Origin of the sequence: Streptomyces sp. SPB074 (genome assembly GCF_000154905.1) — a bacterium.
Taxonomy (GTDB): Bacteria; Actinomycetota; Actinomycetes; order Streptomycetales; family Streptomycetaceae; genus Streptomyces.
Genome location: NZ_GG770539.1, coordinates 5,823,170 through 5,844,748 on the forward strand (window position 1 = coordinate 5,823,170; position 21,579 = coordinate 5,844,748).

The 21,579-nt window shown below is 73.4% G+C and carries 19 protein-coding genes and 1 tRNA gene; 6 read left to right on the plus strand and 14 right to left on the minus strand.

All coding sequences use genetic code 11. From position 1 onward, the window contains the following. Positions 1 to 23: 23 nt before the first annotated feature. On the minus strand, positions 24 to 1,418 hold the full coding sequence (locus tag SSBG_RS24650; RefSeq protein ID WP_037871903.1) for a GntP family permease: 1,395 nt from the start codon (positions 1,416 to 1,418) through the stop codon (positions 24 to 26). Between the two features lie 94 nt (positions 1,419 to 1,512). Next, positions 1,513 to 2,046: a gluconokinase gene (locus SSBG_RS24655; RefSeq protein ID WP_008748784.1), complete on the minus strand. Its 534-nt coding sequence runs from the start codon at positions 2,044 to 2,046 to the stop codon at positions 1,513 to 1,515. Between the two features lie 140 nt (positions 2,047 to 2,186). Between SSBG_RS24655 and SSBG_RS24660 the strand changes: the two genes are divergently transcribed. After that, complete coding sequence (locus SSBG_RS24660; protein ID WP_008748785.1) at positions 2,187 to 2,888, plus strand: FadR/GntR family transcriptional regulator; 702 nt, start codon at positions 2,187 to 2,189, stop codon at positions 2,886 to 2,888. 50 nt (positions 2,889 to 2,938) lie between these two features. Here SSBG_RS24660 and SSBG_RS24665 read toward each other — a convergent pair whose 3' ends face one another. The 3 genes from SSBG_RS24665 to SSBG_RS24675 all read right to left on the minus strand — a co-directional run bounded on the left by SSBG_RS24665 (position 2,939) and on the right by SSBG_RS24675 (position 4,965). Further along, positions 2,939 to 3,388 (minus strand): YchJ family protein, encoded by a 450-nt coding sequence (locus tag SSBG_RS24665; protein ID WP_008748786.1) that lies wholly within the window; start codon positions 3,386 to 3,388, stop codon positions 2,939 to 2,941. Between the two features lie 115 nt (positions 3,389 to 3,503). Then, positions 3,504 to 4,250, minus strand: a complete 747-nt coding sequence (locus tag SSBG_RS24670; RefSeq protein ID WP_008748787.1) for an SDR family oxidoreductase — start codon at positions 4,248 to 4,250, stop codon at positions 3,504 to 3,506. Positions 4,251 to 4,341: 91 nt separating this feature from the next. Then, positions 4,342 to 4,965 carry a histidine phosphatase family protein gene (locus SSBG_RS24675; RefSeq protein WP_008748788.1) on the minus strand — a complete coding sequence of 208 codons (624 nt, stop codon included), beginning with the start codon at positions 4,963 to 4,965 and terminating at the stop codon, positions 4,342 to 4,344. An 81-nt stretch (positions 4,966 to 5,046) separates the two neighbouring features. Between SSBG_RS24675 and SSBG_RS24680 the strand changes: the two genes are divergently transcribed. Next, positions 5,047 to 5,919 carry a DMT family transporter gene (locus tag SSBG_RS24680; protein ID WP_008748789.1) on the plus strand — a complete coding sequence of 291 codons (873 nt, stop codon included), beginning with the start codon at positions 5,047 to 5,049 and terminating at the stop codon, positions 5,917 to 5,919. A 124-nt stretch (positions 5,920 to 6,043) separates the two neighbouring features. Here SSBG_RS24680 and SSBG_RS24685 read toward each other — a convergent pair whose 3' ends face one another. The 7 genes from SSBG_RS24685 to SSBG_RS24715 all read right to left on the minus strand — a co-directional run bounded on the left by SSBG_RS24685 (position 6,044) and on the right by SSBG_RS24715 (position 17,169). Next, positions 6,044 to 7,714: a class I adenylate-forming enzyme family protein gene (locus tag SSBG_RS24685; RefSeq protein ID WP_008748790.1), complete on the minus strand. Its 1,671-nt coding sequence runs from the start codon at positions 7,712 to 7,714 to the stop codon at positions 6,044 to 6,046. A 73-nt stretch (positions 7,715 to 7,787) separates the two neighbouring features. Then, positions 7,788 to 9,032 carry a beta-ketoacyl-ACP synthase II gene (fabF, locus tag SSBG_RS24690; protein WP_008748791.1) on the minus strand — a complete coding sequence of 415 codons (1,245 nt, stop codon included), beginning with the start codon at positions 9,030 to 9,032 and terminating at the stop codon, positions 7,788 to 7,790. A 57-nt stretch (positions 9,033 to 9,089) separates the two neighbouring features. Further along, positions 9,090 to 11,153: an FAD-dependent oxidoreductase gene (locus tag SSBG_RS24695; RefSeq protein ID WP_008748792.1), complete on the minus strand. Its 2,064-nt coding sequence runs from the start codon at positions 11,151 to 11,153 to the stop codon at positions 9,090 to 9,092. Between the two features lie 145 nt (positions 11,154 to 11,298). After that, positions 11,299 to 12,135, minus strand: a complete 837-nt coding sequence (locus SSBG_RS24700) for an SDR family oxidoreductase (protein ID WP_008748793.1) — start codon at positions 12,133 to 12,135, stop codon at positions 11,299 to 11,301. 51 nt (positions 12,136 to 12,186) lie between these two features. Beyond that, a complete protein-coding gene (locus tag SSBG_RS24705; protein ID WP_008748794.1) occupies positions 12,187 to 13,347 on the minus strand; it encodes an acyl-CoA dehydrogenase family protein in 1,161 nt (386 codons plus the stop codon). A 127-nt stretch (positions 13,348 to 13,474) separates the two neighbouring features. Beyond that, entirely contained in the window at positions 13,475 to 16,462 is a 2,988-nt protein-coding gene (gene aroA, locus SSBG_RS24710; protein WP_008748795.1) for a 3-phosphoshikimate 1-carboxyvinyltransferase, read from the minus strand. 622 nt (positions 16,463 to 17,084) lie between these two features. Continuing rightward, positions 17,085 to 17,169 (minus strand) — tRNA-Leu (locus tag SSBG_RS24715). Between the two features lie 210 nt (positions 17,170 to 17,379). Here SSBG_RS24715 and SSBG_RS24720 point away from each other — a divergent pair. The 3 genes from SSBG_RS24720 to SSBG_RS35890 all read left to right on the plus strand — a co-directional run bounded on the left by SSBG_RS24720 (position 17,380) and on the right by SSBG_RS35890 (position 20,186). Next, a complete protein-coding gene (locus SSBG_RS24720; protein ID WP_008748796.1) occupies positions 17,380 to 18,705 on the plus strand; it encodes a M20/M25/M40 family metallo-hydrolase in 1,326 nt (441 codons plus the stop codon). 310 nt (positions 18,706 to 19,015) lie between these two features. Then, positions 19,016 to 19,249, plus strand: coding sequence for a chaplin ChpH (gene chpH, locus SSBG_RS24725; protein ID WP_007828939.1), 234 nt, complete (start codon positions 19,016 to 19,018; stop codon positions 19,247 to 19,249). Between the two features lie 142 nt (positions 19,250 to 19,391). Next, complete coding sequence (locus SSBG_RS35890; protein ID WP_008748798.1) at positions 19,392 to 20,186, plus strand: chaplin; 795 nt, start codon at positions 19,392 to 19,394, stop codon at positions 20,184 to 20,186. Positions 20,187 to 20,338: 152 nt separating this feature from the next. Here the strand turns inward: SSBG_RS35890 and SSBG_RS24735 are convergent, their stop codons facing one another. Beyond that, positions 20,339 to 20,527: a DUF5703 family protein gene (locus tag SSBG_RS24735; RefSeq protein ID WP_008748799.1), complete on the minus strand. Its 189-nt coding sequence runs from the start codon at positions 20,525 to 20,527 to the stop codon at positions 20,339 to 20,341. Positions 20,528 to 20,574: 47 nt separating this feature from the next. Between SSBG_RS24735 and SSBG_RS24740 the strand changes: the two genes are divergently transcribed. Next, positions 20,575 to 21,255, plus strand: a complete 681-nt coding sequence (locus SSBG_RS24740) for a hypothetical protein (protein WP_008748800.1) — start codon at positions 20,575 to 20,577, stop codon at positions 21,253 to 21,255. A gap of 103 nt (positions 21,256 to 21,358) precedes the next feature. Here the strand turns inward: SSBG_RS24740 and SSBG_RS31715 are convergent. Continuing rightward, positions 21,359 to 21,579 (minus strand): ATP-binding domain-containing protein (locus SSBG_RS31715; protein ID WP_158677808.1); only part of this gene is annotated, 221 nt, incomplete at its 5' end.

Below are 21,579 nucleotides of genomic sequence, written 5' to 3' on the forward strand. Positions count from 1 at the left end.
CCTCACACGTACGCGTCTCGCCGCTACAGCACCAGCGAGAGCAGCAGCACCATCACCAGGCCCATCACCGACAGGATCGTCTCCATGAACGACCACGTCTTGACGGTCTGGCCCACGTCGAGGCCGAAGTAGCCCTTCACGAGCCAGAAGCCCGCGTCGTTGACGTGGCTGAAGAAGAGGGAGCCCGCGCCGATGGCGAGGACCATGAGCGCCACGTGCGAGGTGGACATGCCGTCGGCGAGGCCCGAGGCGAGACCGGCGGCGGAGACCGTCGCGACGGTCGCGGAGCCGGTGGCCAGGCGGATGATGACCGCGATGAGCCAGGCGAGCAGGAGCGCGGGGATCGACCAGTCCTTGGAGATGTCCAGGATCATCTGGCCCACGCCCGCGTCCACGAGCACCTGCTTGAAGCCGCCGCCGGCGGCCACGATGAGGAGCACGCCGGCGATCGGCATGAGCGACTTCTCGACGGTCTCGGAGAGCCGGTCCCGCGTGAACCCGGCCGCGCGGCCGAGGGTGAAGAGGCCGAGCAGGCACGCCACGAGCAGGGCGAACATCGGGTTGCCGATGACGTCGAAGACGCGCTGCGTGGTGTCGGCGGGGTCGTCGATGACGATGTCCACGACGGCCTTGAGCAGCATGAGGACGACCGGCAGCAGCAGCGTCGCGACGGTCGCGAAGAAGCCGGGGGTCTTCTCCAGGTCGTCGCTCGCGCGCTTCGGCGTCATCTCCTCGGGCGCCTTCACGTCGACCCAGCGGGCCGCGTAGCGCGCGAAGAGCGGGCCCGCGACGATCACCGAGGGGATCGCGACGACGATGCCGAGCGCGAGCGTGATGCCGAGGTTGGCGTGGAGCGCGTCGACCGCGACGAGCGGGCCGGGGTGCGGCGGGACGAGACCGTGCATGACCGACAGACCGGCGAGTGCCGGGATGCCGATGCGCATGAGGGAGTAGTTGCCGCGCTTCGCCACCATCAGCACGACGGGGATCAGCAGGACGATGCCGACCTCGAAGAAGATCGGCAGCCCGATCACGGCCGCGATGAGCACCATGGCCCACGGCATCTTCTTGGGGCTCGCCTTGGCGACGATCGTGTCCACGATCCGGTCGGCGCCCCCGGAGTCGGCGAGGAGCTTGCCGAGGATCGAGCCGAGCGCGATGAGCACGCCGGTGCTGGCCACGGTCGAGCCGAGGCCCGTGGTGAAACTGGTGATCGCCTTGTCCAGCGGGGCGCCGGCCACGGCACCGAGCACGAGCGCGCCGATCGTCAGCGCCAGGAAGGCGTGGAGCTTGAACTTCGCGATGAGGACGACGATGACGGCGATGCCGAGGACGACGGCTATCCCGAGCTGGGCGTTGCCCGCCGAGGTGATCGGCTCGGCGTCCGCTGCCAGCATCTCGACGCTGAGACTGGTCACGGTCATTTCCTTGAGGAGAGTCGGGATGGGGAGGTGTGGAGGAGGGGCGGGTCAACCCGTGGGGGGAAGTCGTCCCCGGGCACGGTGCGCTCGGTCAGGGCGCGGGTTCGGGGGCGGGCGCGGAGGCCGAGGGCCGAAGGGCCGCGACGGCGCGCGCCGCGATCTCCTCGGGGGTGCCGCTCACGTCGACCTCGGCCCCGCTCTCGTCGGGACCGAGCGGCTGGAGCGTCGCGAACTGCGAGTCCAGGAGCTTGGCCGGCATGAAGTGGCCCTGACGGTGCCCCATGCGGTCCTCGATGAGGGCGCGGTCGCCCGTGAGGTGGAGGAAGACGAGTCCCGGCGCCTCGGCGCGGAGCCGGTCCCGGTAGGAGCGCTTGAGCGCGGAGCAGCTGACCACTCCGCCCCGGTCCGCCCGCGCGTGCGCCCAGCGTCCGATGGCGTCCAGCCACGGGGCGCGGTCCGCGTCGTCGAGCGGGGTCCCGGCGCTCATCTTGGCGATGTTGGCCGGGGGGTGGAAGTCGTCGCCCTCGGCGTACGTGACGCCGAGCTGTGCGGCCACGAGTGGCCCGATGGTCGTCTTGCCGGTACCGGCGACGCCCATCACCACGACGACAGGGGGGGTGCTCATCGCTGCCTCGTTGTCCTTCGCTGTCTTCTTCGACCTCGTCCGTGCACGCCACTGAAGCCTATACGTCATACTTATTCAAGAGCTTGTGACGTAAAAGTCTTACGTATTGCGGGGTGCGCAACGCACCGTACCCTGAGCCCATGACTTCGCAGGACGGGGGCCTCCACGGCCGCGTACTCGACCACCTGGGCAAAGCCATCACAGGGGGCGAGTACCCGCCGGGCAGCGTGCTGCGCACCGATGCCCTCGCCGAGCGCTTCGAGGTCTCGCGCTCGGTGATCCGGGAGGCGATCAGGGTCCTGGAGGCGATGCGGCTCGTCAGCTCACGCCGCCGGGTCGGGGTGACGGTCCGGCCCATCGAGGAGTGGAACGTCTACGACCCGAGCGTCATCGGCTGGCGCCTCGCGGGCGCCGACCGCCCCCGCCAGCTCCGCTCGCTGACCGTCCTGCGCTCCGCCGTCGAACCCGTCGCCGCCGGGCTCGCCGCCCGCCACTGCACGCCCGAGGAGTGCGCCGCGCTCACCGAGGCCGCCCTCGGCATGGTCGCCACCTCGCACGGGCGCCGCCTGGAGGCGTACCTCGTGCACGACGTCGAGTTCCACCGCATCGTGCTGACCGCCTCGCGCAACGAGATGTTCGCGCGCCTCGGTGACGTCGTCGCCGCGATCCTCACCGGACGCACCCGCCACCAGGTCATGTTCGAGGACCCCGATCCGGCCGCCGTGACCCTGCACGTGCGGGTCGCCGAGGCGGTACGGGCACGTGACGCGGCCCTGGCCGAGGCGCTGACCCGGGAGATCACGACGGGCGCCCTCCACGAACTGGACGTGCTGGCACCCTGACGGGACCGGGCCCGGGGGGCTCGCGGACGGTCCCCGCGCCTGGGGCGCGCTCAGCCCAGGAAGTCCCCGTCCGCGTACACCCATTCCCCGGCCACCCGCGTGAAGCGGCTCCGCTCGTGGAGCGCGCCCGGGGCGCCGCCCTCGCGGTAGCGGGCGCGGAAGGTCACGGTGCCGTCCTGGTGGAAGGCGGTGCCCCCCTCGCTCGCCTCGATCTCCAGGCCCTCCCAGCGGGTGCCGCCGCCGAGCCCGAGCACGGGCGGGCACGTGTCCGGGTGCCAGCTGCGCCGCAGATACGCCTCGTCACCGACGACGAAGGCGCTGTACCTGGCCCGCATCAGGTCCTCCGCCCGCGCCGCGACGCCGCCCGCGTGCAGCGTCCCGCAGTGCTCCGCGTACGGGGCGGGGCTCCCGCAGGGACAGGCGGCGGGAGTGGTGCGGGACGGCCGGGCGGCGGTGCGGGACGTCCCCGGGGCGGGGCGGGATGCTCTGCGACGGGCCATGCCGTCCATTGTGCCGGGTGCCGGAACCGCCCCGGGCGGCACGGGTACGGCGCCGCGTCTCGGGTGCGCCGGGTATGTCGCGCCGCCTCGGGCGCGCCGGTTACGGTGCCGCGCCTCAGGCGGGCCAGGAGTCCCGCAGCCACGCGTCGAAGGTGGTCGGCCCGATCGTCGCGTCGCGCGGCGCGGTCAGCTCCCGTCCGGGGACGGCGGCGAAGAGCCCCGCTTCCTCGTCGGTCACGACGGCCCGTCCGTCGGGGTGCCGGGCGAGCACATGCCGCGCGAGATCGTCCAGGGCGAAGGACTCGGGCCCGGCGAGATTCGCGCGGGCCCGCGTCGGCGGCCCGAGCACGACCTCCACGAGCAGGTTCACGACATCCGCCACGGCGACGGGCTGGAGCGGGGTGGACGGCAGCCGCACCACACCGCGTTCCGTCGTCCAGTCCATGACCTCGGGCACGAACTCGTGGAACTGCGTCGCCCGCAGCACCGACCACGGGACCCCGGAGTCCGCGAGCGCCCGCTCCTGCCACGCCTTCGCCGCGTAGTACGGGACCTGGGGCACCTCCTCGCAGCCGACGATCGACAGCACCACGAAGTGCCCGGTGCCCGCCGCGCGCCCGGCGTCGAGCATGTGGGCCATGGCCCGCTCCTGGAAATCAAGAGCGCTCCCGTCGAAGGCGGGGGGCGTGGACACGTTCACACACACCTCGCACCCGGCCAGCCCCTCGCGCAGCCCCTCCCCGGTCGTGACATCGACCCCGGCGGACCGCACGAGGGCGACGCCCTGGTGCCCCTCCGCCCGCAGATGCGCGATGAGCCGCGCGCCGACGCGGCCCGTGCCGCCGATGACACCGACCTTCATAACGGCTCCCTCCGGGGGATGACGTGTCTTTCCACGCTAGAGCCCGCGCGACGGGCCCGCCTCCCGGGACCGGCGCCCCGCGCCGCCGGGATCACTCACCCCGGTCCTGGGGGGTCACGTTCCACGCCGAGACCACGGGCCTGCCGTGCTCCGTGCCGAGCCGGCTCACCGACCCCGTGTCCAGCCGGAAGAGCGCCCCGGCCGACACGTCCAGGCCGAGCCTGCGCGCGGTGAGCGCGCGCAGGAAGTGGGCGTGCGCGACGAGCACCACGTCGCCGCCCTCCCCGTCCAGGTCCGCGTCCCGCAGCGCCTTGTCCACCCGCGCGAGCACGCGGTCGGCGCGCTCGCCGACCTCCTTCGGCGTCTCGCCGGGGTGCTCGGCGGGACCCTCGTCCACCCCGTCCCGCCACAGGTCCCAGTCGGGCCGCTCCTGGTGGATGTGCGCGGTCGTCACGCCCTCGTACGCCCCGTAGTCCCACTCGTGCAGCTCCGGGTCCGTGAACGTCTCGCCGAGCCCCGCGAGCCGCGCCGTCCGCACGGCCCGCTCCATGGGGCTCGTGACGGTCAGCGCGATCCTGCGCCGGGCGAGCAGCGGTGCGAGGGACCGCGCCTGCTCCTCGCCGCGCTCCGTGAGCGGCAGTTCCGTGTAACTCGTGTGCTTGCCGGTCAGGCTCCAGGCGGTCTCGCCGTGCCGGACCAGGACCACTTCACCCATGGGGTCACTCCTTGCTCGTACCCCGTCCAACCCTGCCACCGCCCGCGCCATTCCGTCCGGCACCCCTCGCCGGGACAGGCCATGATGGTCCGTGTGATCAGCGTTCTCTTCGCCGTGCTGACGGCTGTCAGCAACGGCACCGCGTCCGTGCTCCAGCGGCGGGCCGCCGCGACCGTGCCCGACAGCGACGTGCTGCGCGCCTCGCTCATCGGGAAGCTGCTGCGGCAGCGCGTGTGGCTCGCGGGGATCGCCATGGTCCTCGTCGCGGCGGCGTGCCAGGCGGTGGCGCTCGCGACGGGACCGATCGCGGTCGTGCAGCCGATCTTCGTGATCGAGCTGCCCGCGACGCTGCTCCTGGCCGGGCACCTCTTCCAGGTCAGGCTCGGCGCCCGCGTCTGGACCGGGGTCGTCGCGGTGACGCTCGGCCTGGCCCTCGGCATGGCGAGCGCGGCCCCGGGCGGCGGCACGGAGCGGGCCCACGGCCTGGCCTGGCTGCCCGTCCTCGTCGTGACGGGCCTCTTCGAGGTGTTGGTCCTCGGCCTCGCGCTCGGCACCAGGGGCAATCCCCGCGCCGCCCTCCTCGGCCTCGCCGCCGCCTGCGGCTACGCGCTCACGGCGGCCCTCATGAAGGACGCCCTGGCCCGCCTGGAGAACGGCGGCGGACTCGCCGCGCTCTTCTCCTCCTGGCAGCTGTACGGAACCGCCGTCGCGGGCGTCGGCGCCCTCTTCCTCCTCCAGAACGCCCTCCAGGCCGGCTCCCTGGCCGCCTCCCAGCCGATGCTGACCCTGGGGGACGCGCTGATCAGCATCGTCTACGGCGTCGTCCTCTTCGGCGAGCACCTGCGCACCGGCTGGTGGCTCGTCCCCGAACTGGCCGGCGCGGCGGTCATCGCGGCGGGAGTGGCCGAACTGGCCCGCTCACCACTGGCACAAGGAACAGTCACCCGCGGCTGACCCGCCGCACCCTCCGGCCCCTCCGTCGGCAAGCCACCCGCCCCGCCTTTCCAGCCCCTCCGGCGCTTGAGGAGCGGGGCCTGGGGCAGCGCCCCAGACCCCCCGCGGAACGGCACCCCTCCGGTTACCGTCCCACCCGCTCCAGCACCCCCGCCTCCGCATCCGCGGCAACCCGCTCCCGCAGCTGGTAGTGGATCTTCTTCCCCGTCGACGTCACCGGCAGCGCCTCCACGAACCGGTACGCCCGCGGCCTCTTGTACGCCGCCAGCATCGGGTGCGCCCGGCAGTGCTTCTCCAGGTCCGCGACCGTCACCGCCGGGTCCTTGCGCACGACGTACGCGGTCACGAGCTGCCCCCACTCCGGGTCCGGCGCCCCGACCACCGCCGCGTCCGCGACGCCCGGGTGCTCGTTGAGCACCTCCTCGACCTGCACCGGATGCACGTTCTCGCCGCCCGAGAGGATCATGTCGTCGCGGCGCCCCACGATCGTCACGTACTCGTCCTCGTCCCACGTCGCGAGGTCCCCGATGTACAGCCAGCCGTCGCGGAAGTTCTCGGCCTGCTCCTCGGGCCGCCCGATGTAGCCGTAGCCGGACTTCGGCGAGCGCACGATGACCTCGCCGATCTCGCTGCCGTCCTTCGCCGCGAGGTCGTCCGGCCGGGCACGCCGGTCCTCGTAGACCTTCACGACGGCGACGTCGTCGTCCGTGCAGGCCCGGCCCGCGCTGCCCGCGTGGTCCGGCAGGTCGGCGGGGCGCAGGAAGGTGTTCCAGAAGGCTTCCGTGGTCCCGTACCCGTTGAAGATCCGCGGCGTCAGGACCTCCTGGTAGCGCAGGCAGGCGGCGCGGTCCAGCGGCGCGCCCATCGTCACGATGCCGCGCAGCGTGGACAGGTCGCGCGGGCGGCGCTCCTGCGCGTCCGCGAGCCGCTCCAGGTTCGTCGGCGCGCCGATGAGGAAGGTGATGCCGTGCCGCTCGACGAGGCCGAGGACGACGTCCGCGTCGAAGTGCCGCAGCGGCACGACCTCGCCGCCCACGTAGAAGACCGGGTTGGGGCCGCCCGAGTACAGCCCGCCCCGGTGGAACCAGGGGGACATGTTGAGGGTGCGGTCCTCCGGCGTGAGCGGGAAGTGCATGATCACGTCGTGCGCGGAGAGCACCTCGACCGCGTTGTTGAGCGGCACGCCCTTCGGCAGGCCCGTCGTGCCCGAGGTGTACAGGCGCGTCGTCTCCGCGTAGATCCCCGCCTCCGGCGCGGGCGGCAGGACCTGTCCCGCGCCCCGCTCGGCGAGCTGCACGAACGGCACCGAACCGGGCAGCGGGTGCTCCCCGTCCTGCCCCGAGGGCACGTGCACGACGAGCCTCGGCGCGTGCCCGGCCCGCTCCAGGGCCTGCCCGGCGGACTCGGCGACGGACGTGTCGTAGACGAAGGCGGCCGGGCGCCCGGTGTCCAGGATGTGCGCCGTCTCGCCCGGCGCCAGCCGGAAGTTGACCGGCGAGCCGACCGCGCCCAGCCGCTGGGTGGCGAGCCACAGCAGGGCGAACTCGGGCCCGTTGAAGAGCTGGTAGGCCACGAGGTCTCCGGGGCCGACCCCGTGGGCGGCGAGCCCGGCGGCGAGCCGCTCGACCTCGGCGCCCAGTTCCGCGTACGTCCAGGAGCGGCCCGTCGCGGGGTCCGACATGGCGGTGGAACGGGCGTAGCGGTGCGTGTTGCGCGCGAAACCTGCCCAGTAGGTGAAGCGCTGCTCGAAGACGTCCCGGAAACCTGCCGGGTCGTAGGCGGGGGTGGTGTTCATATCTCTGTCTCGCGTATCTCGCGTAGCGCGGAAAGGGCCGTGTGCGGCGTCGGGACCGCGGGCACGGCGGTGCTCAGACTGCTCTCAGCACGGCAACGCAGTTCTGACCGCCGAAGCCGAAGGCGTTGACGGCCGCGGCGCGGACGTCCGCCTTGCGGGCGGTGTGCGGGACGTAGTCCAGGTCGCACTCCTCGCCCGGCTGGTCGAGATTGATGGTGGGCGGCACGACGCCGTCCCTGATCGCGAGCGCGGCGACCATCGCCGAGAGCGCCCCCGCCGCGCCGATGAGGTGACCCACCATCGACTTCGGGGAGCTGACGAGGAGGTCGTAGGCGCTCTTGCCGTACACCTCGCGGACCGCCTTCGACTCGGTCAGGTCGTTGATGCGGGTGCTCGTGCCGTGCGCGCAGATGTAGTCCACGTCGCTCGCCTCCGTCCCCGTGCGCTCCAGCGCCTGCCGCATCGCGGCGACCGCTCCGGCCCCGCTCGGGTCCGGGGCGCTCACGTGGAAGGCGTCCGAGGTCAGCGCGCCCCCCGCGACCTCCGCGTACGGGCGCGCGCCGCGCGCGGCGGCGTGCTCGGCCGACTCCAGGACGCACACGACGGCGCCCTCGCCGAAGACGAAACCGTCCCGGTCCGCGTCGAAGGGCCGCGAGGCCCGCTCGGGCTCGTCGTTGCGCTTGGAGAGCGCCCCCATGTTCGACAGGCCCTGGAACATGACCCGGGTGATCGCCGAGTCCGTGCCGCCCGCGAGCACCACGTCCGCCTCGCCCGACAGGATCAGCCGCCGCGCCTCCAGGAGCGCGTACACGCCGCTCGCGCAGGCGAGCGCGCTCGCCGTGACCGGGCCGCGCACCCCGAGATCGATCGCGACCTCGCAGGCCGGCATGTTCGGGATCACGGACGAGACGAAGTACGGGGAGATCGTGCGCGGATCGGCGTGCATCTGGTCCACGGCGCGCTCGACGCCGTCCATCCCGGCGACCGCGTTGTTCAGGACGACGCCGACGCGGCCCGCGTCCACCCCGTCCCCGCCGACCGTGAGCGAGGCGTCCGCGACGGCCTCGCGCGCGGCGGCGACCGCGAGCTGCGAGAAGCGCGCCGAGCGGCGCTCGCGCTTGCGGTCCAGCAGCGCGGAGGGGTCGAAGCCCTTCACCTCGCCCGCGATCGTCGTCGGCAGCCCGCTCGCGTCGAAGGCGGTGATGGGCGCGATGCCCGACGTACCCGCGAGGAGCGCCTGCCACGTGCTCTCCCGGTCGTTGCCGACCGGGGTGAGGGCCCCGAAGCCCGTCACCACGACTTGCCGATTGCTGTGCACGTACTCCTCCTAGAAAACAGACCAGCCAAAAACCTGAGCCCCGGTCCGGGGCTCTCCCTACCGCCCGTCGAGCAGCCGGTGCGCCGCGCGCAGCCCCTCGGCCGTCGCGCGCACCGCGTTGAGCGCGCCCGTACCGGCCGCGCCCCCCGCCGCCTCGAAGGGCACCCCCGCGCGCCGCAGGGTCACCGCCACGTCCCGCTCGGGCTCCTGCCCCGTGGCGAGGACGACGTGGTCGGCGCCGATCAGCTCCGCACCGCCCCCCGCGCCCCGCACCACGACGCCCTCCCGGGTGATCTCCTCGACCCCCGTCTCCGTCAGGAGCCGCACTCCGGCCGCGCGCAGTTCGTCGAGCACGACCCAGCGCGTCGAGGCACCGATGCCCGCCCCCATCCGCCGCCCGCGCCGCACGACGGTGACCTGCCGGGGGACCGCGGAGGTGGTGCGCGGGGCGCGCCGCGCCACCGCTCCGCCCGCCGTGAGCGCGTGCCGGGCCAGGAACGCCTCCGGTGTCCGCTTGAGTTGCGGGTCCGCCGTCAGCAGGTGCGCGAGGTCCACGCCCACCCCGCCCCCGCCGATGATCACCACGCGGGGGCCGAGGGCTTCCGGGTCGGCGAACGCCCGCTGGTAGTCCAGGACGTGCGGCAGCGCCAGCCCCGGCAGGTCGGGCCGGTGCGCGAGGACCCCGGTCGCGAGGACCACCCCGTCGAGGCCGCGCAGGTACCCGAGATCGCGATGCCCCACCCGGTGTCCGAGCCGCAGCCGGGCCCCCAGCTCCGCCAGCTCCCGCACGTGGTGACGGACGGTCTCGCCGAAGTCCTCCTTGCCGGGCACGCGCGCCGCCCAGCGGAACTGCCCGCCCGGCTCGCCCTCCGCCTCCAGGACCTCGACCTCCTGCCCCAGCCGCGCGAGCGTCCGCGCCGCCTCCAGCCCGGCCGGGCCCGCGCCGATCACCGCGTACCGGCCGCGCCGCTCCCGCACCGTCAGCGGGAACCGCGCCTCGTACCCGGAGCGCGGGTTGACCAGGCAGGAGACCCGCTCGGTCCCGAAGGACCTGTCGATGCACGCCTCGTTGCAGGCGAGGCACACGTCCACCGTGTCCGGGCGCCCCGCGCGCGACTTCGCGACGATCCCGGGATCGGCGAGGAAGGGCCGCGCGAGCGCGACGAAGTCCACGTCCCCCGCCGCCAGCACCTCGTCCACCTGCGCGAGCCGCGAGTAGCGGTTCGAGGCGATGACCGGCAGCGCGCCGTGCCCGCCCGCGCGCAGCGCCCGTTTCACGTCCTTCGCGTACGTCGCCCACGTCCCCGCCGGGACCTGCGCCTGCACCGTCGGCACCGGCGACTCGTGCCAGCCGATCCCGACCGCGAGCCCGTCCACCCCCGCTTCCGCGAGCGCCACGGCGAGCGCGCCCACCTCCTCGCGCGGCGTGCCGCCGTCCACCAGATCGGCGCCCGACATGCGGAAGAGGACGGGGAAGTCCGCGCCGACCGCCTCGCGCACCGCCGCCGCGACCGCGACCGGGAAGCGGCGCCTGCGCGCGGCGTCCCCGCCCCAGGCGTCGTCACGCGTGTTGGTGAGCGGCGCCGTGAACTGGTTGATCAGATAACCCTCGGAGCCCATCACCTCGACCGCGTCGAAGCCGAGCGCGACGGCCCGCCGCGCGGCGCGGGCGAAGTCCTCGACCGTCGCCCGGACCTGCGCGTCGCTCAGCTCGCGCGGCGTCGTCCGCGTGAAACGGCTCGCGACCGGCGAGGGCGCCCAGCCGGGCCCGCCGTCCGTGCCCGGGGCGCCGGGCAGCGCGTACCGCCCGGCGTGGAAGAGCTGGAGCGCGAGCAGCCCGCCCGCCTCGTGCACCGCCTCGGCGGTACGGCGCAGCGCCTCCTCGTGCTCCGGCTCCCCGGCGATCCCGTAGCCGGCACCGCCCGCGCCCTCGGGGTTCACGGCCGTGCCGCCGGTGACGATCAGCCCCGCGCCGCCGCGCGCGCGTTCCGCGTAGAACGCGGCGAGCGCGGCTCCGCCGTCGCCCAGCGCCTCCAGGTTCAGGTGCATCGCGCCCATGACGACCCGGTGCGGCAGGCGCAGCCGGCCGAGCGCGCCGGGCCGGAAGACGTGGTCGAACAAGTTCCCTCTCCTCGCTGCCGGCCCCGGGGCCCGAACCCCGGGGTCAGGGTGGTCACCGCCCGGCGGGCGGGACGGCCCGACCCGCCCCTGCCGGCGCCCGCGGGCGCCGGGGGCCCGGCCCGCACCGCCCGCCGGACGCGGCACGTCAGCTCTCGCGCGTCGGGCGCGGCGGCAGCTGCAACTCGGGCCCCGCGTCGGCGAAGAACGGCGGCGCCACGACGCTCAGCCCGCCGTCCACGACGAGCGTCTGCCCGGTGATGTAGCCCGAGCCCTCGCCGAGCAGGAAGTGGATCGCGTCCGCCATCTCCCGCACCGTCCCCGGCCGGTGGGCGGGGATGCGGTCCAGGACGCCCTGCATGTCCGGCATCCCCTTGACGTTGTAGAAGTACTCCAGCGAGTCGGAGTCGATGAGCCCGCCGTTCACGGCGTTCACGTTGATCCCGTACGGCGCGAACTCGACCGCCATGAACCGCACCCAAGCCTCGATCGCGGCCTTCATCGCGCCCAGCGTGGCGTAGGTCGGGTACGCGCGGATCGACCCGTACGAGGACAGCGCGACGATCCGGCCGCCCTTGTCCATGAGCTTCACCGCCTCCTGCGCCCCGAGGACGAAGGGCCGCAGGTTCATCGCGTAACTGCGGTCGAGGTGGTGCGGACCGAGGTCCACGATGTTCTTGAACGCGCTCGCCGCCGCGTTCGACACGAAGTGGTCGAGCCGCCCGCAGCGCCGCGCGACCTCGTCGAAGAGCGCTTTGACGCCCTCGGCCGTCTCGACGTCCGCCCGGACGGCGAAGCCCTGGCCGCCCGCCTCCTCGATGTCGGCGACGGTCTTCTCGGCGAGGTCCTGGTTCTTCTTGTAGTTGACGACGACGGTGCCGCCCTCGCGGGCCAGGGTCAGCGCGAGCGCGCGCCCGATCCCGCGCGAGGCGCCGGTGATCAGCGAGACGCGGCCCTGTGCGGTGCGGTCCTGCTCAGTGCTCATGGGAGCTGTGTTCCTTCGTGGTTCGGACGGGTACGGGACGAGCGGGGCGGCTCAGCGCCCGGGCTCCGGGGCGGGCGTGCGGCGCAGCACCTCGCGGAAGACGACGGCCTTCTGCACCTCGTTGGTGCCCTCCTCGAAACGCTGCGCGCGCGCGTCCCGGTAAACGCGCTCGATCTTCTGGCTCTTCCAGTAACCGAGCCCGCCGTGGATCTGGAGGGCCTTGTCGGTGACGTTCGTCAGCATCGTCACGGCGTGCATCTTCGCCATCGACGACTGCATGGACGCGTCCTCGGCGCCCTGCTCGAAGCGGCGCGCCGCGTGCAGCACGAGCTGCTTGGCCGCCTCGATGTCGGCGGCGTTCTCGGCGAGCATGAACTGGATCGCCTGGCGCTGGGTCAGCGCCTTCCCGAAGGTGACCCGGTCGCGCGCGTACGCGACGGCGAGCTGCTGCGCGCGCTCGGCGAGCCCGACGCAGCTCATCGCGACCGAGACGCGCGAGGGCGTCAGGAAGCCCCCGAGGAAGACGTCGAGGCCCTCGCCCTCCGCGCCGAGCCGGTGGTCCACGGGCACGGGGGTGCGGTCGAAGGTGAGCGAGGCGTGGTCCGTCCCCGTGACGCCCATCGTGTGCGAGGTGTCCTCCACCGTCACGCCCGGCGCGTTGCGCGGCACGAGCAGCGCCACGGTGCCCTCGTGGCCCGTACTGCCCTCGACGCGCGCCGCGAGCAGGTAGTAGTCGCAGCGCACCCCGAAGGTGATGAGGTGCTTGCTCCCCGACAGGTAGTACGTGTCGCCCTCGCGCACCACGGACGTCGTGATGTCCGCGCCCGTCCCGTTGCCCGGCTCGGTGAGCGTGAACGCGATCTTGATCTCGCCGGTGACCGAGGGGATGACGAAGCGCTTGCGCTGCTCCTCGGTGGCGTGCCCGTCCATCGCCCGCCAGATGCCGTTCACGACGTGCACGATCATCCGGATCGAGCCGTGCGAGCGGGAGAAGATCTCCATCAGCTCCATCCAGCGCGAGAACGGCAGCCCGTGCCCCCCGTACTCCGCCGGCGCCGCCATCCGCAGGAACCCGAGCCCGTTCAGCTCGGCCCACAGCTCCTCCGGGACCTCACCGGTCTCCTCGATGCGCTCCGCCCAGCGCTCGCCGGGACCCTCCACCCACTCCCCGACCTGGGCGCGGAGCCGCTCGAAGGACTGCTCGTCACTCATCTGCTGCCTCTTCTTCTTCTCGTACGGTCCAGCTCTGCGACAGCGGTCGGGCACCGCCCTCCCGCCGACCGGGCCCTCACGCCCGGAAGGGCCGGAGGGCGGCGCGCCGCCCTCCGGCCCCGGGGACTCAGTCCTCCTGCGGCCTCAGGTCCCTGGCTCTCTCGCGCAGTGCGAACTTCTGCACCTTGCCGATCGGGTTGCGCGGCAGCACGTCGAGCGGTTCGAGCCGTTCCGGCCAGTACTGCTTCGCCACCTGGTGCTCGTCCAGGTACGCGCGCATCTCGCCGAAGCCCAGCCGCTCGCCCTCCGCGAACACCACGAAGGCGCAGGCGCGTTCGCCGAGCCGCGCGTCCGGCATCGCGACGACGGCGACGTCCTCGACGGCCGGGTGCGCGAAGAGCAACTGCTCGATCTCGGCGACGGGGATCTTCTCGCCGCCGCGGTTGACGACGTCCTTGACGCGCCCGGTGATCCGCAGGCAACCGGCGGCGTCGAGGGTCGCGAGGTCGCCCGTGCGGTACCAGCCGTCCTCGGTGAACACCTCGGCGGTCAGGTCCGGCCGGTCGAGGTAGCCCTCGAACACGGTGGGGGAGCGCAGCTCGAAGTTGCCCTCCACCCCGGCCGGGAGCACGTGCCCCTGGTCGTCCGTGATCCGCAGCTCGATCCCGTCGAGCGCGCGCCCGTCCGAGCCCCAGCGCTGCGCCGGCTCGTCCCCGGGCGCCGAGAGCGCCGCGAGGCACGTCTCCGTCGTCCCGAACGCCCCGCACACGTCCGCGCCCAGCACCCGCCCGGCCCGCTCGGCGAGCCCGCGCGGCACCTGCGCCCCGGTCGCGACGAAGATCCGCAGCTTGCGCGGCATGTCCCCGCCGTCCTCGACCGCCTTCACCAGGTCGGTCAGGAACGGCGTCGCGGCCTGCACGAAGCTCGCCCCGTGCGTGTTGAGCGAGGCGAGCGCGCGCTTGGCGTCCCACTCGGCCTGCGTGATCTGCGGGACCCCGAGGACGAGCGCCAGCGTCATCCCGTACAGGAAGCCCGTCTGGTGCGCGAGCGGCGAGGGCACCCAGATCGCGTCCCCCGCGTGCAGCCCCAGGTGCCGGATCTCCATCGAGACCGCGCGCACGAGGTGGTGCGAGGGCTGCGTGACGCCCTTCGGCTCCCCGGTGGTGCCGGAGGTGAACAGGAGCTGCGCGGTCGCCTCGGGCGAGGGCACGTACGCGTCGAGCGCGGCCCGGTCCACCTCGGTGCCCGCCAGCGCCTTCTCCCAGTCCCGCACCCTCACGCCCGAGCCGTCGGCCCCCGGCAGCGCGGCGCTCCCGCCGTCCTCGGCGAGCACGAGGAGCTGCGCCAGCTCACCGCGCTCCTCCGCGGCGAGCCCGAGCACCTCCTCGGCGGGCCTGCGGTTGCGGTACCGGTCGGCGACGACGAGCACCTTCGCCTTCGAGCGGCGCAGCACGAAGCCGAGCTCCCGCTCCCGGAAGAACGGGATGACGGGGCAGCACACCGCGCCGATCCGCAACGCGGCGAGCGAGAGCACGACGAACTCGGTCCGGTTCGGCAGCTGGTAGGCCACGTTGTCCCCGGGCCGCACCCCGAGACCGAGCAGCAGCGAGGCCGCCCGCTCGACCCGCTCGTGCAGCTCCCGCCACGTCACGGTCTCGTCCCTGTCGCCCCGTACGTCCACGACGGCCACGTCGTGCGGGCGGCTCGCGGCCCGTCGGCGCAGCCACTCCGGGAGCGTCACGCGCGCCGCGAGGTCCGGCTTCGCGACCTCCTTCTCCAGGCTCCGCCGGGGCCGCCCCGAGGGCGCGGGCCCGTCCTCGACGCTCATCGGCACGCCGAGCGTGTTCATCGCGTCGAGGTAGGCCGGGTAGGAGATCCGGTACGCGTTCGGGTACGTCAGCGTCGAGTGGCCGCGCGCCCGCGAGGACGCCACGGCGAGCGACATCAGCACCCGGTGGTCGTTGAAGGAGGAGAGCTTCGCGCCCACCAGCCCCTCGACCCCGCGCACCCGCAGCGCGTCCCCGTCCAGCTCCAGGTCCCCGCCCATCGCGTTGAGCTGGAGCATCGCGGCGGCACGGTCGGACTCCTTGAGCCGGGTGTGCGCGATGTTGTGGAAGACGGACTCGCCGTAGGCGAAGCTGCCGAGCGTGGAGAGGATCGGCAGCATGTCGGGCACGTCCCGGCAGTCCACCTCGACGCCCTTGAGCATCGGCGCCTCCTGCCGGATGCGCACCCCGCCGGCCGCCTCGTCCAGCTCCATCGGGACCCCCATCGCCCGCGCGATGTCGAGGAAATGGAACTCGGGGTGGTCGGCGGGACCGCCCTCCAGGCGGGTCATGCCCTTGAGCAGGACGTCGGAGGGGTGCAGCGCGGCGGCGGCGATCCCGAAAGCGGCCGAGCCGATGTCGGGCGGCAGCGTCAGCTCGGTCGCGACGGCCGACTGCCCCGGCTCGACGTCGAAGCGCCGCCAGTCCTCGGAGACCGTGACCGCGAGGCCGAACTGCCGCATCATCGCGACGGTCAGTTCGAGGTAGGAGCGCTCGTTCAGCTCGCCCTCGACCTCGATCGTCGTGCGCCCCGTGGCGAAGGGCGCGAGCAGGATGAGCCCGGAGATCCACTGCGAGAGCGTCCCGGCGATACGGACGTGGCCGCCGCTCGGGCGCCGCGCGGCGACCCGCACGGGCGGGCAGTCGTCGGCCGAATCGGCCCCGACGCCCATCTGCCGCAGCGCGGTGAGCAGCGGGCCGACGGGACGGCGGCGGAAGTACTTCTGCCCGGTCACCGTGACGTCGCGGTCCGAGAGCGAGGCCAGGCCGATCATGAAGTAGAGCGTGGTGCCGGAGGAACCGGCGGAGACAGCGGCGCGGCGCGGCCGGTAGCGCCCACCGAGACCGTGCACCACGAAGGTGTCGCCCTCGGTGGTGATCTTCACTCCCAGGCCGCGCAGGAGTTGCACGGTGTACTGGACGTGCCGGGCGTCGGAGAGCCCGTGCACGCGGCTGACGCCCTCGGCGAGCGAGGCGAGGATCAGCGCGCGGTGCGCGTGGTACTTGGAGTTGGGGACGAGGACTTCACCGGTGAGCTGGTGCTGAATCCCCTTGACAAGAAGGTGCATGGGGTCGTGCTTCTCCCTGGCCATGGGCGGGCACACCGAACCGCGCACGCACGCGCGCGGCCCCCGCCGGCCGCCTCCGCGGCCGGTGGCCGGGCGGCACGAACAGGGCCGCGGGGCATCCGTGGCTCGGTGATGGAGCCGTCTCGGGGACGGCAGTGGTTACGTTATGGAAGCGAGGCCCTACAGGCGTGCGACGTCGCCGTAGACAGCGGCGCATGGCCCGTTCGGGGGACGGGTGCCGTCTTCGTCGACGGCGGCAGGGGCTCTTGGACACGCGCGGACGGCGACATCCGGCAACGCCTGGAGGAACAGATCGGACGGCTGTCATGGCACGGGGCGTGGGTGTGGCCCGTAAGTCGTGGCAGGAGCCGAGGTGCGCTCGCGCGGCCGGGCAGGGGCCGCGTACACATAAGCGTCCGGATGACCGGCCCACGCGAGACAACGCGTTGCTCAGTCACACAATCTTTATATCAATGCCCGATGCATCTAGACAGCCCGCCCCCTCGCTTCCCGTTCCGCCGGGCCGCCGGAGCGCTCCTCGGGGGCGGAGGCGTAGGAGGGGAGCGCGCGGGAGGGCACGACGAAAAAGGCCCCGGTCTCACGACCAGGGCCTTTCGCAGGGTGTCCGAGGGGGGACTTGAACCCCCACGCCCGATAAAGGGCACTAGCACCTCAAGCTAGCGCGTCTGCCATTCCGCCACCCGGACAGGGTGTTCGCTCCGGGCTGTTCGGCCCTGGCGACGTGGAAAACAATACCAAACATCCGGGGGCCTCCGATCACCCCTGGTCCGGGGCCCGTGTGAACGGCGTGTGTCCCGGGGGAGGGCGGTCTTGGGGGCGCGGCGGGGGGCGCGCGAGGATGGGGGGAGCGCGGCGCCGAGCAGGGTGCCGGCCGACCGACCGCCAAGGAGAGCAGCGTGAGCGAGCCCAGCACCGGAAGGGCGGCTTCGGGCCAGGACGAGGTCGTGGACCTCACCCGTGACCTGATCCGTATCGACACCAGCAACTACGGGGACCACTCGGGCCCCGGCGAGCGCGCCGCGGCCGAGTACGTCGCCGAGAAGCTGGCCGAGGTCGGGCTCGAACCGCGGATCTTCGAGTCCCACCCCGGCCGCGCCTCGGTCGTGGCCCGCGTGGAGGGCGAGGACCGCTCCCGCCCGGGGCTCCTCATCCACGGCCACACCGACGTCGTCCCCGCCAACGCCGCCGACTGGACCCACGACCCCTTCTCGGGCGAGGTCGCCGACGGCTGCGTGTGGGGGCGCGGCGCGGTGGACATGAAGGACATGGACGCGATGACCCTCGCGGTCGTCCGCGACCGGCTCCGTACGGGCCGCAAGCCCCCGCGCGACGTCGTCCTCGCCTTCCTCGCCGACGAGGAGGCGGGCGGCACGTGGGGCGCCCGCCACCTCGTGGACCACCACGCGGACCTCTTCGAGGGCGTCACCGAGGCGATCGGGGAGGTCGGCGGTTTCTCCTTCACCGTCAACGAGAAGCTGCGGCTCTACCTCGTGGAGACGGCCCAGAAGGGGATGCACTGGATGAAGCTCACCGTGGCCGGGACCGCCGGGCACGGTTCGATGATCCACCGCGACAACGCGATCACGGAGCTGTCCGAGGCCGTCGGGCGCCTCGGCAGGTACGAGTTCCCGATCCGCGTCACCAAGACGCTCCGCCACTTCCTCGACGAGCTCGGTGACGCGCTCGGCACCGAGCTCGACCCCGAGAACATGGACGAGACCCTCGCCAAGCTCGGCGGCATGGCCAAGCTCATCGGCGCCTCGCTCAAGAACACCGCCAACCCGACCCAGCTCGGCGCCGGCTACAAGGTCAACGTCATCCCCGGCGAGGCCACGGCGCACGTGGACGGCCGCTTCCTGCCCGGGTACGAGGAGGAGTTCCTCGCCGACCTCGACCGCGTCCTCGGCCCGCGCGTGCGGCGCGAGGACGTGCACGCGGACAAGGCCCTGGAGACCGGTTTCGACGGCGCCCTCGTGGACGCCATGCAGACCGCGCTCGGCGCCGAGGACCCGATCGCGAAGGCCGTCCCGTACATGCTCTCGGCCGGTACGGACGCGAAGTCCTTCGACGACCTCGGCATCCGCTGCTTCGGCTTCGCCCCGCTGCGGCTGCCCGCCGACCTGGACTTCGCCGGGATGTTCCACGGCGTGGACGAGCGCGTCCCGGTGGACGCGCTCCAATTCGGCGTCCGCGTCCTGGACCGCTTCATCGACGCCTCCTGACCCGCGCGGGGGCGGGGGTGCCACGGGGCACCCCTCCCTCTCACGAGCGGCGCGCGCGCCGTGCCCGTACGCCCCCTGTCGCGTACCGGCGCGGCGCGCGTTTTCGCTGGTCGGGAGGGTTCTCCGGGAGTCGCGGGGTCACCGTTTCCGGTACACCCTCGTGACCTTCGCGACCCTCCGGAAATCGAGTACCTGTGCCACACCCACTGGTACGGGTGAATGCACTCATCGGGTCGTAGCTCGATTACTCCCTCCTCGTTACAGGTGTTGCGGTCCGTGGCTGGACCGCGCTGTCCACCTAGGAGGAAAAATGATCAAGAAGATCGTCGCCACGGTCGCCGCGACCGGTGGCCTCGTGCTCGCCGGTGCGGGCCTGGCCTCGGCCGACGCGGGCGCCCAGGGTGCGGCCGTCGGTTCCCCCGGCGTGCTCTCGGGCAACGTCGTCCAGGTTCCCGTGCACGTCCCGGTGAACCTCTGCGGCAACACGATCTCCGTGATCGGTCTGCTCAACCCGGCCTTCGGCAACACCTGCGTCAACGCCTGATCCAGGCATGACGCCACCCCTGGCAGGGGGTGTCCCTGCGGCCCCGGAGCGCGCCACGCGCTCCGGGGCCGCGGCTCTCACCACACCGCGCACGCGCGAGGTGCCGTGCGCTTCGAAGCTGTGACTACGACAGGGAATTGCTATGCGACAGGTCACGCGCAAGGGCCTGATGACCGTGGCAGCCGCCTCCGGCGTGCTCGCCGTCACCGGTGGCTACGCGGTCGCCGACTCCGGCGCCCAGGGCGCGGCCGTGGGGTCGCCCGGCGTCCTCGCGGGCAACCTCGTGCAGGCGCCGGTCGACGTGCCGGTCAACGTGTGCGGCAACACGGTGGACGTCGTCGGCCTGCTCAACCCCGCCTTCGGCAACCACTGCCAGAACGACTCGGGCCAGTCCCGCCCCGGCGGCTACGGCGACGAGGACGGCGGCGGCCACCAGGGCGGCCACCAGAACGGCGGCGGTCACCACAGCGGTGGCGGCGCCCACGCGGGCGGCGGGGCGACCGGCTCGCCGGGCGTCGGCTCCGGCAACCAGGTGCAGGTTCCGGTGGACGTGCCGGTCAACGCCTGCGGCAACGGCATCTCGGTCATCGGCCTGCTCAACCCGGTCTTCGGCAACGACTGCGCCAACGAGTCGACGCCGCAGCACCCGGAGCACCCGGGCACGCCCGAGAAGCCGGAGCCGCCGAAGACCCCGGAGCCGCCGAAGACCCCGGAGCCCCCGAAGACGCCCGAGCCCCCCAAGACGCCGGAGGCGCCGAAGCCCCCGGTCGAGCGCACCACGCCCCCGGCCGCCCAGGTCTCGGTGAAGACCCCGGCGCCCACCCAGCAGCTCGCCGAGACGGGCAGCGAGGTCCCCGCGGGCGCGCTCGGCGCCGCCGCGGCCGGGATGCTCCTCGCGGGTGCCGTGGTCTACCGCAAGGCTCGCGCGAACGCCTGAGCCGCCGCCGTGGGCGCGCGGGCGCAGCGGCGCCCGGGCCCTCCACCCCGAAGGGCCCCGCTCAGGGAGAGCGGGGCCGACAACACGAGGAGAGCCGGTCGCCCGTCCGGGTGAGGAAGGGCGGCCCGGAGCCCGCTCGCCGCCGCCCCCGCTCACCACGTGGCCCGCGGCTGGCGGATGATCCTGCGCCGCAGCCGGACCCGGCGGCTGCCGTCGGGATGCAGCCTGAGGCGGTCCAACTCCCAGTGCCCGTACTCCGCGTGGTCCGTGAGCAGGCGGGTCGTGTCCTTGCGGCTGACGTCCCTGGGCACGTACACGTCGACAAATTCGTATTCCGGCATCGTATCTATTGTGCGGCCACCGGCCCGGTACGGATAGCGTCTGCACTATGTCTGATGCTGAGCAGCCCCCGGTTGCCGAGGTACGTGCCGCCGCCGAGGCGGTGAAGGCCGCGCTCGATCGTCACCTGGCCGCGGTCGAGAACCGCTCGGGCGAGGACGATCCCGCCGTCTACCAGGCGTTCAACGAGCTGGCCACCGCCGCGGAGACCTACGACGAACTGCTCTACGAGCGCTACGACGAGGTCACTCCCTTCGAGATCCCCGGGGCCGAGGACTCCCTGCCGCCCTACACCGGGCCCGAGGACCCCAGCGCGCTGAGCGTGCTCATCCGCAGGGACTACACCGTCGCCCGCCCCGACCTCCTGCTCGGCCAGGCCGAGCGTGTGGCCGACCTGCACCCCGAGTCCCCCGGCGCCGGGCTGCACGCCGCGCTCGGCGTCCTCTTCGGCGAGTACGAGCCGGACGAGATCGCCTCGCGGCACCGGGAATTCGGTCTGGAGGAGGGCGATTCCACGCTGTGGGTCGCCGCCACCGACGACCCGCCCGAGCCGGGCGAATGGCTCGACGCGCCCTTCGAGGGCGCCGACCCGCAGTCCGTCGTCTGCCGCTTCGACGTCAGCGCCGTCTTCGACGACGACCCCGAGGACGACGTGAGGCCCGGGCACCGCCCCGGCCTGCGCGGCCACGGCGGCGAGGCGGAGGACGAGGTGGACGAGGACGAACTCTGAGGGACCCGGGCCCCCGGGTCCCTGCCGTCCCGGGCCGCTCCCGCCGCCCTCCTCCCCGCCCCCGGGGCCCGGCCCGGTCCCGGGGCCCGGCCCGTCCCCTGGCTCAGCCCTCCTCGGGTCGGCTCAGGAGCGTCGTGAGGCGGGTGCGGCGGGGGGCGGCGGGGCGGGTGGCCACCGCCCGCGCGAGGGCGTCCCCGCTGTCCTGGACGACGGAGAGGTGGCGGGCGGCACGGCCCGCCGCCGTGTAGAACCAGTCGCGTCTCAGCATGGGGCCCCGGCGTTCCCCCGGAACCACGACCACGACGGCCGGCCAGCGGTGTCCGG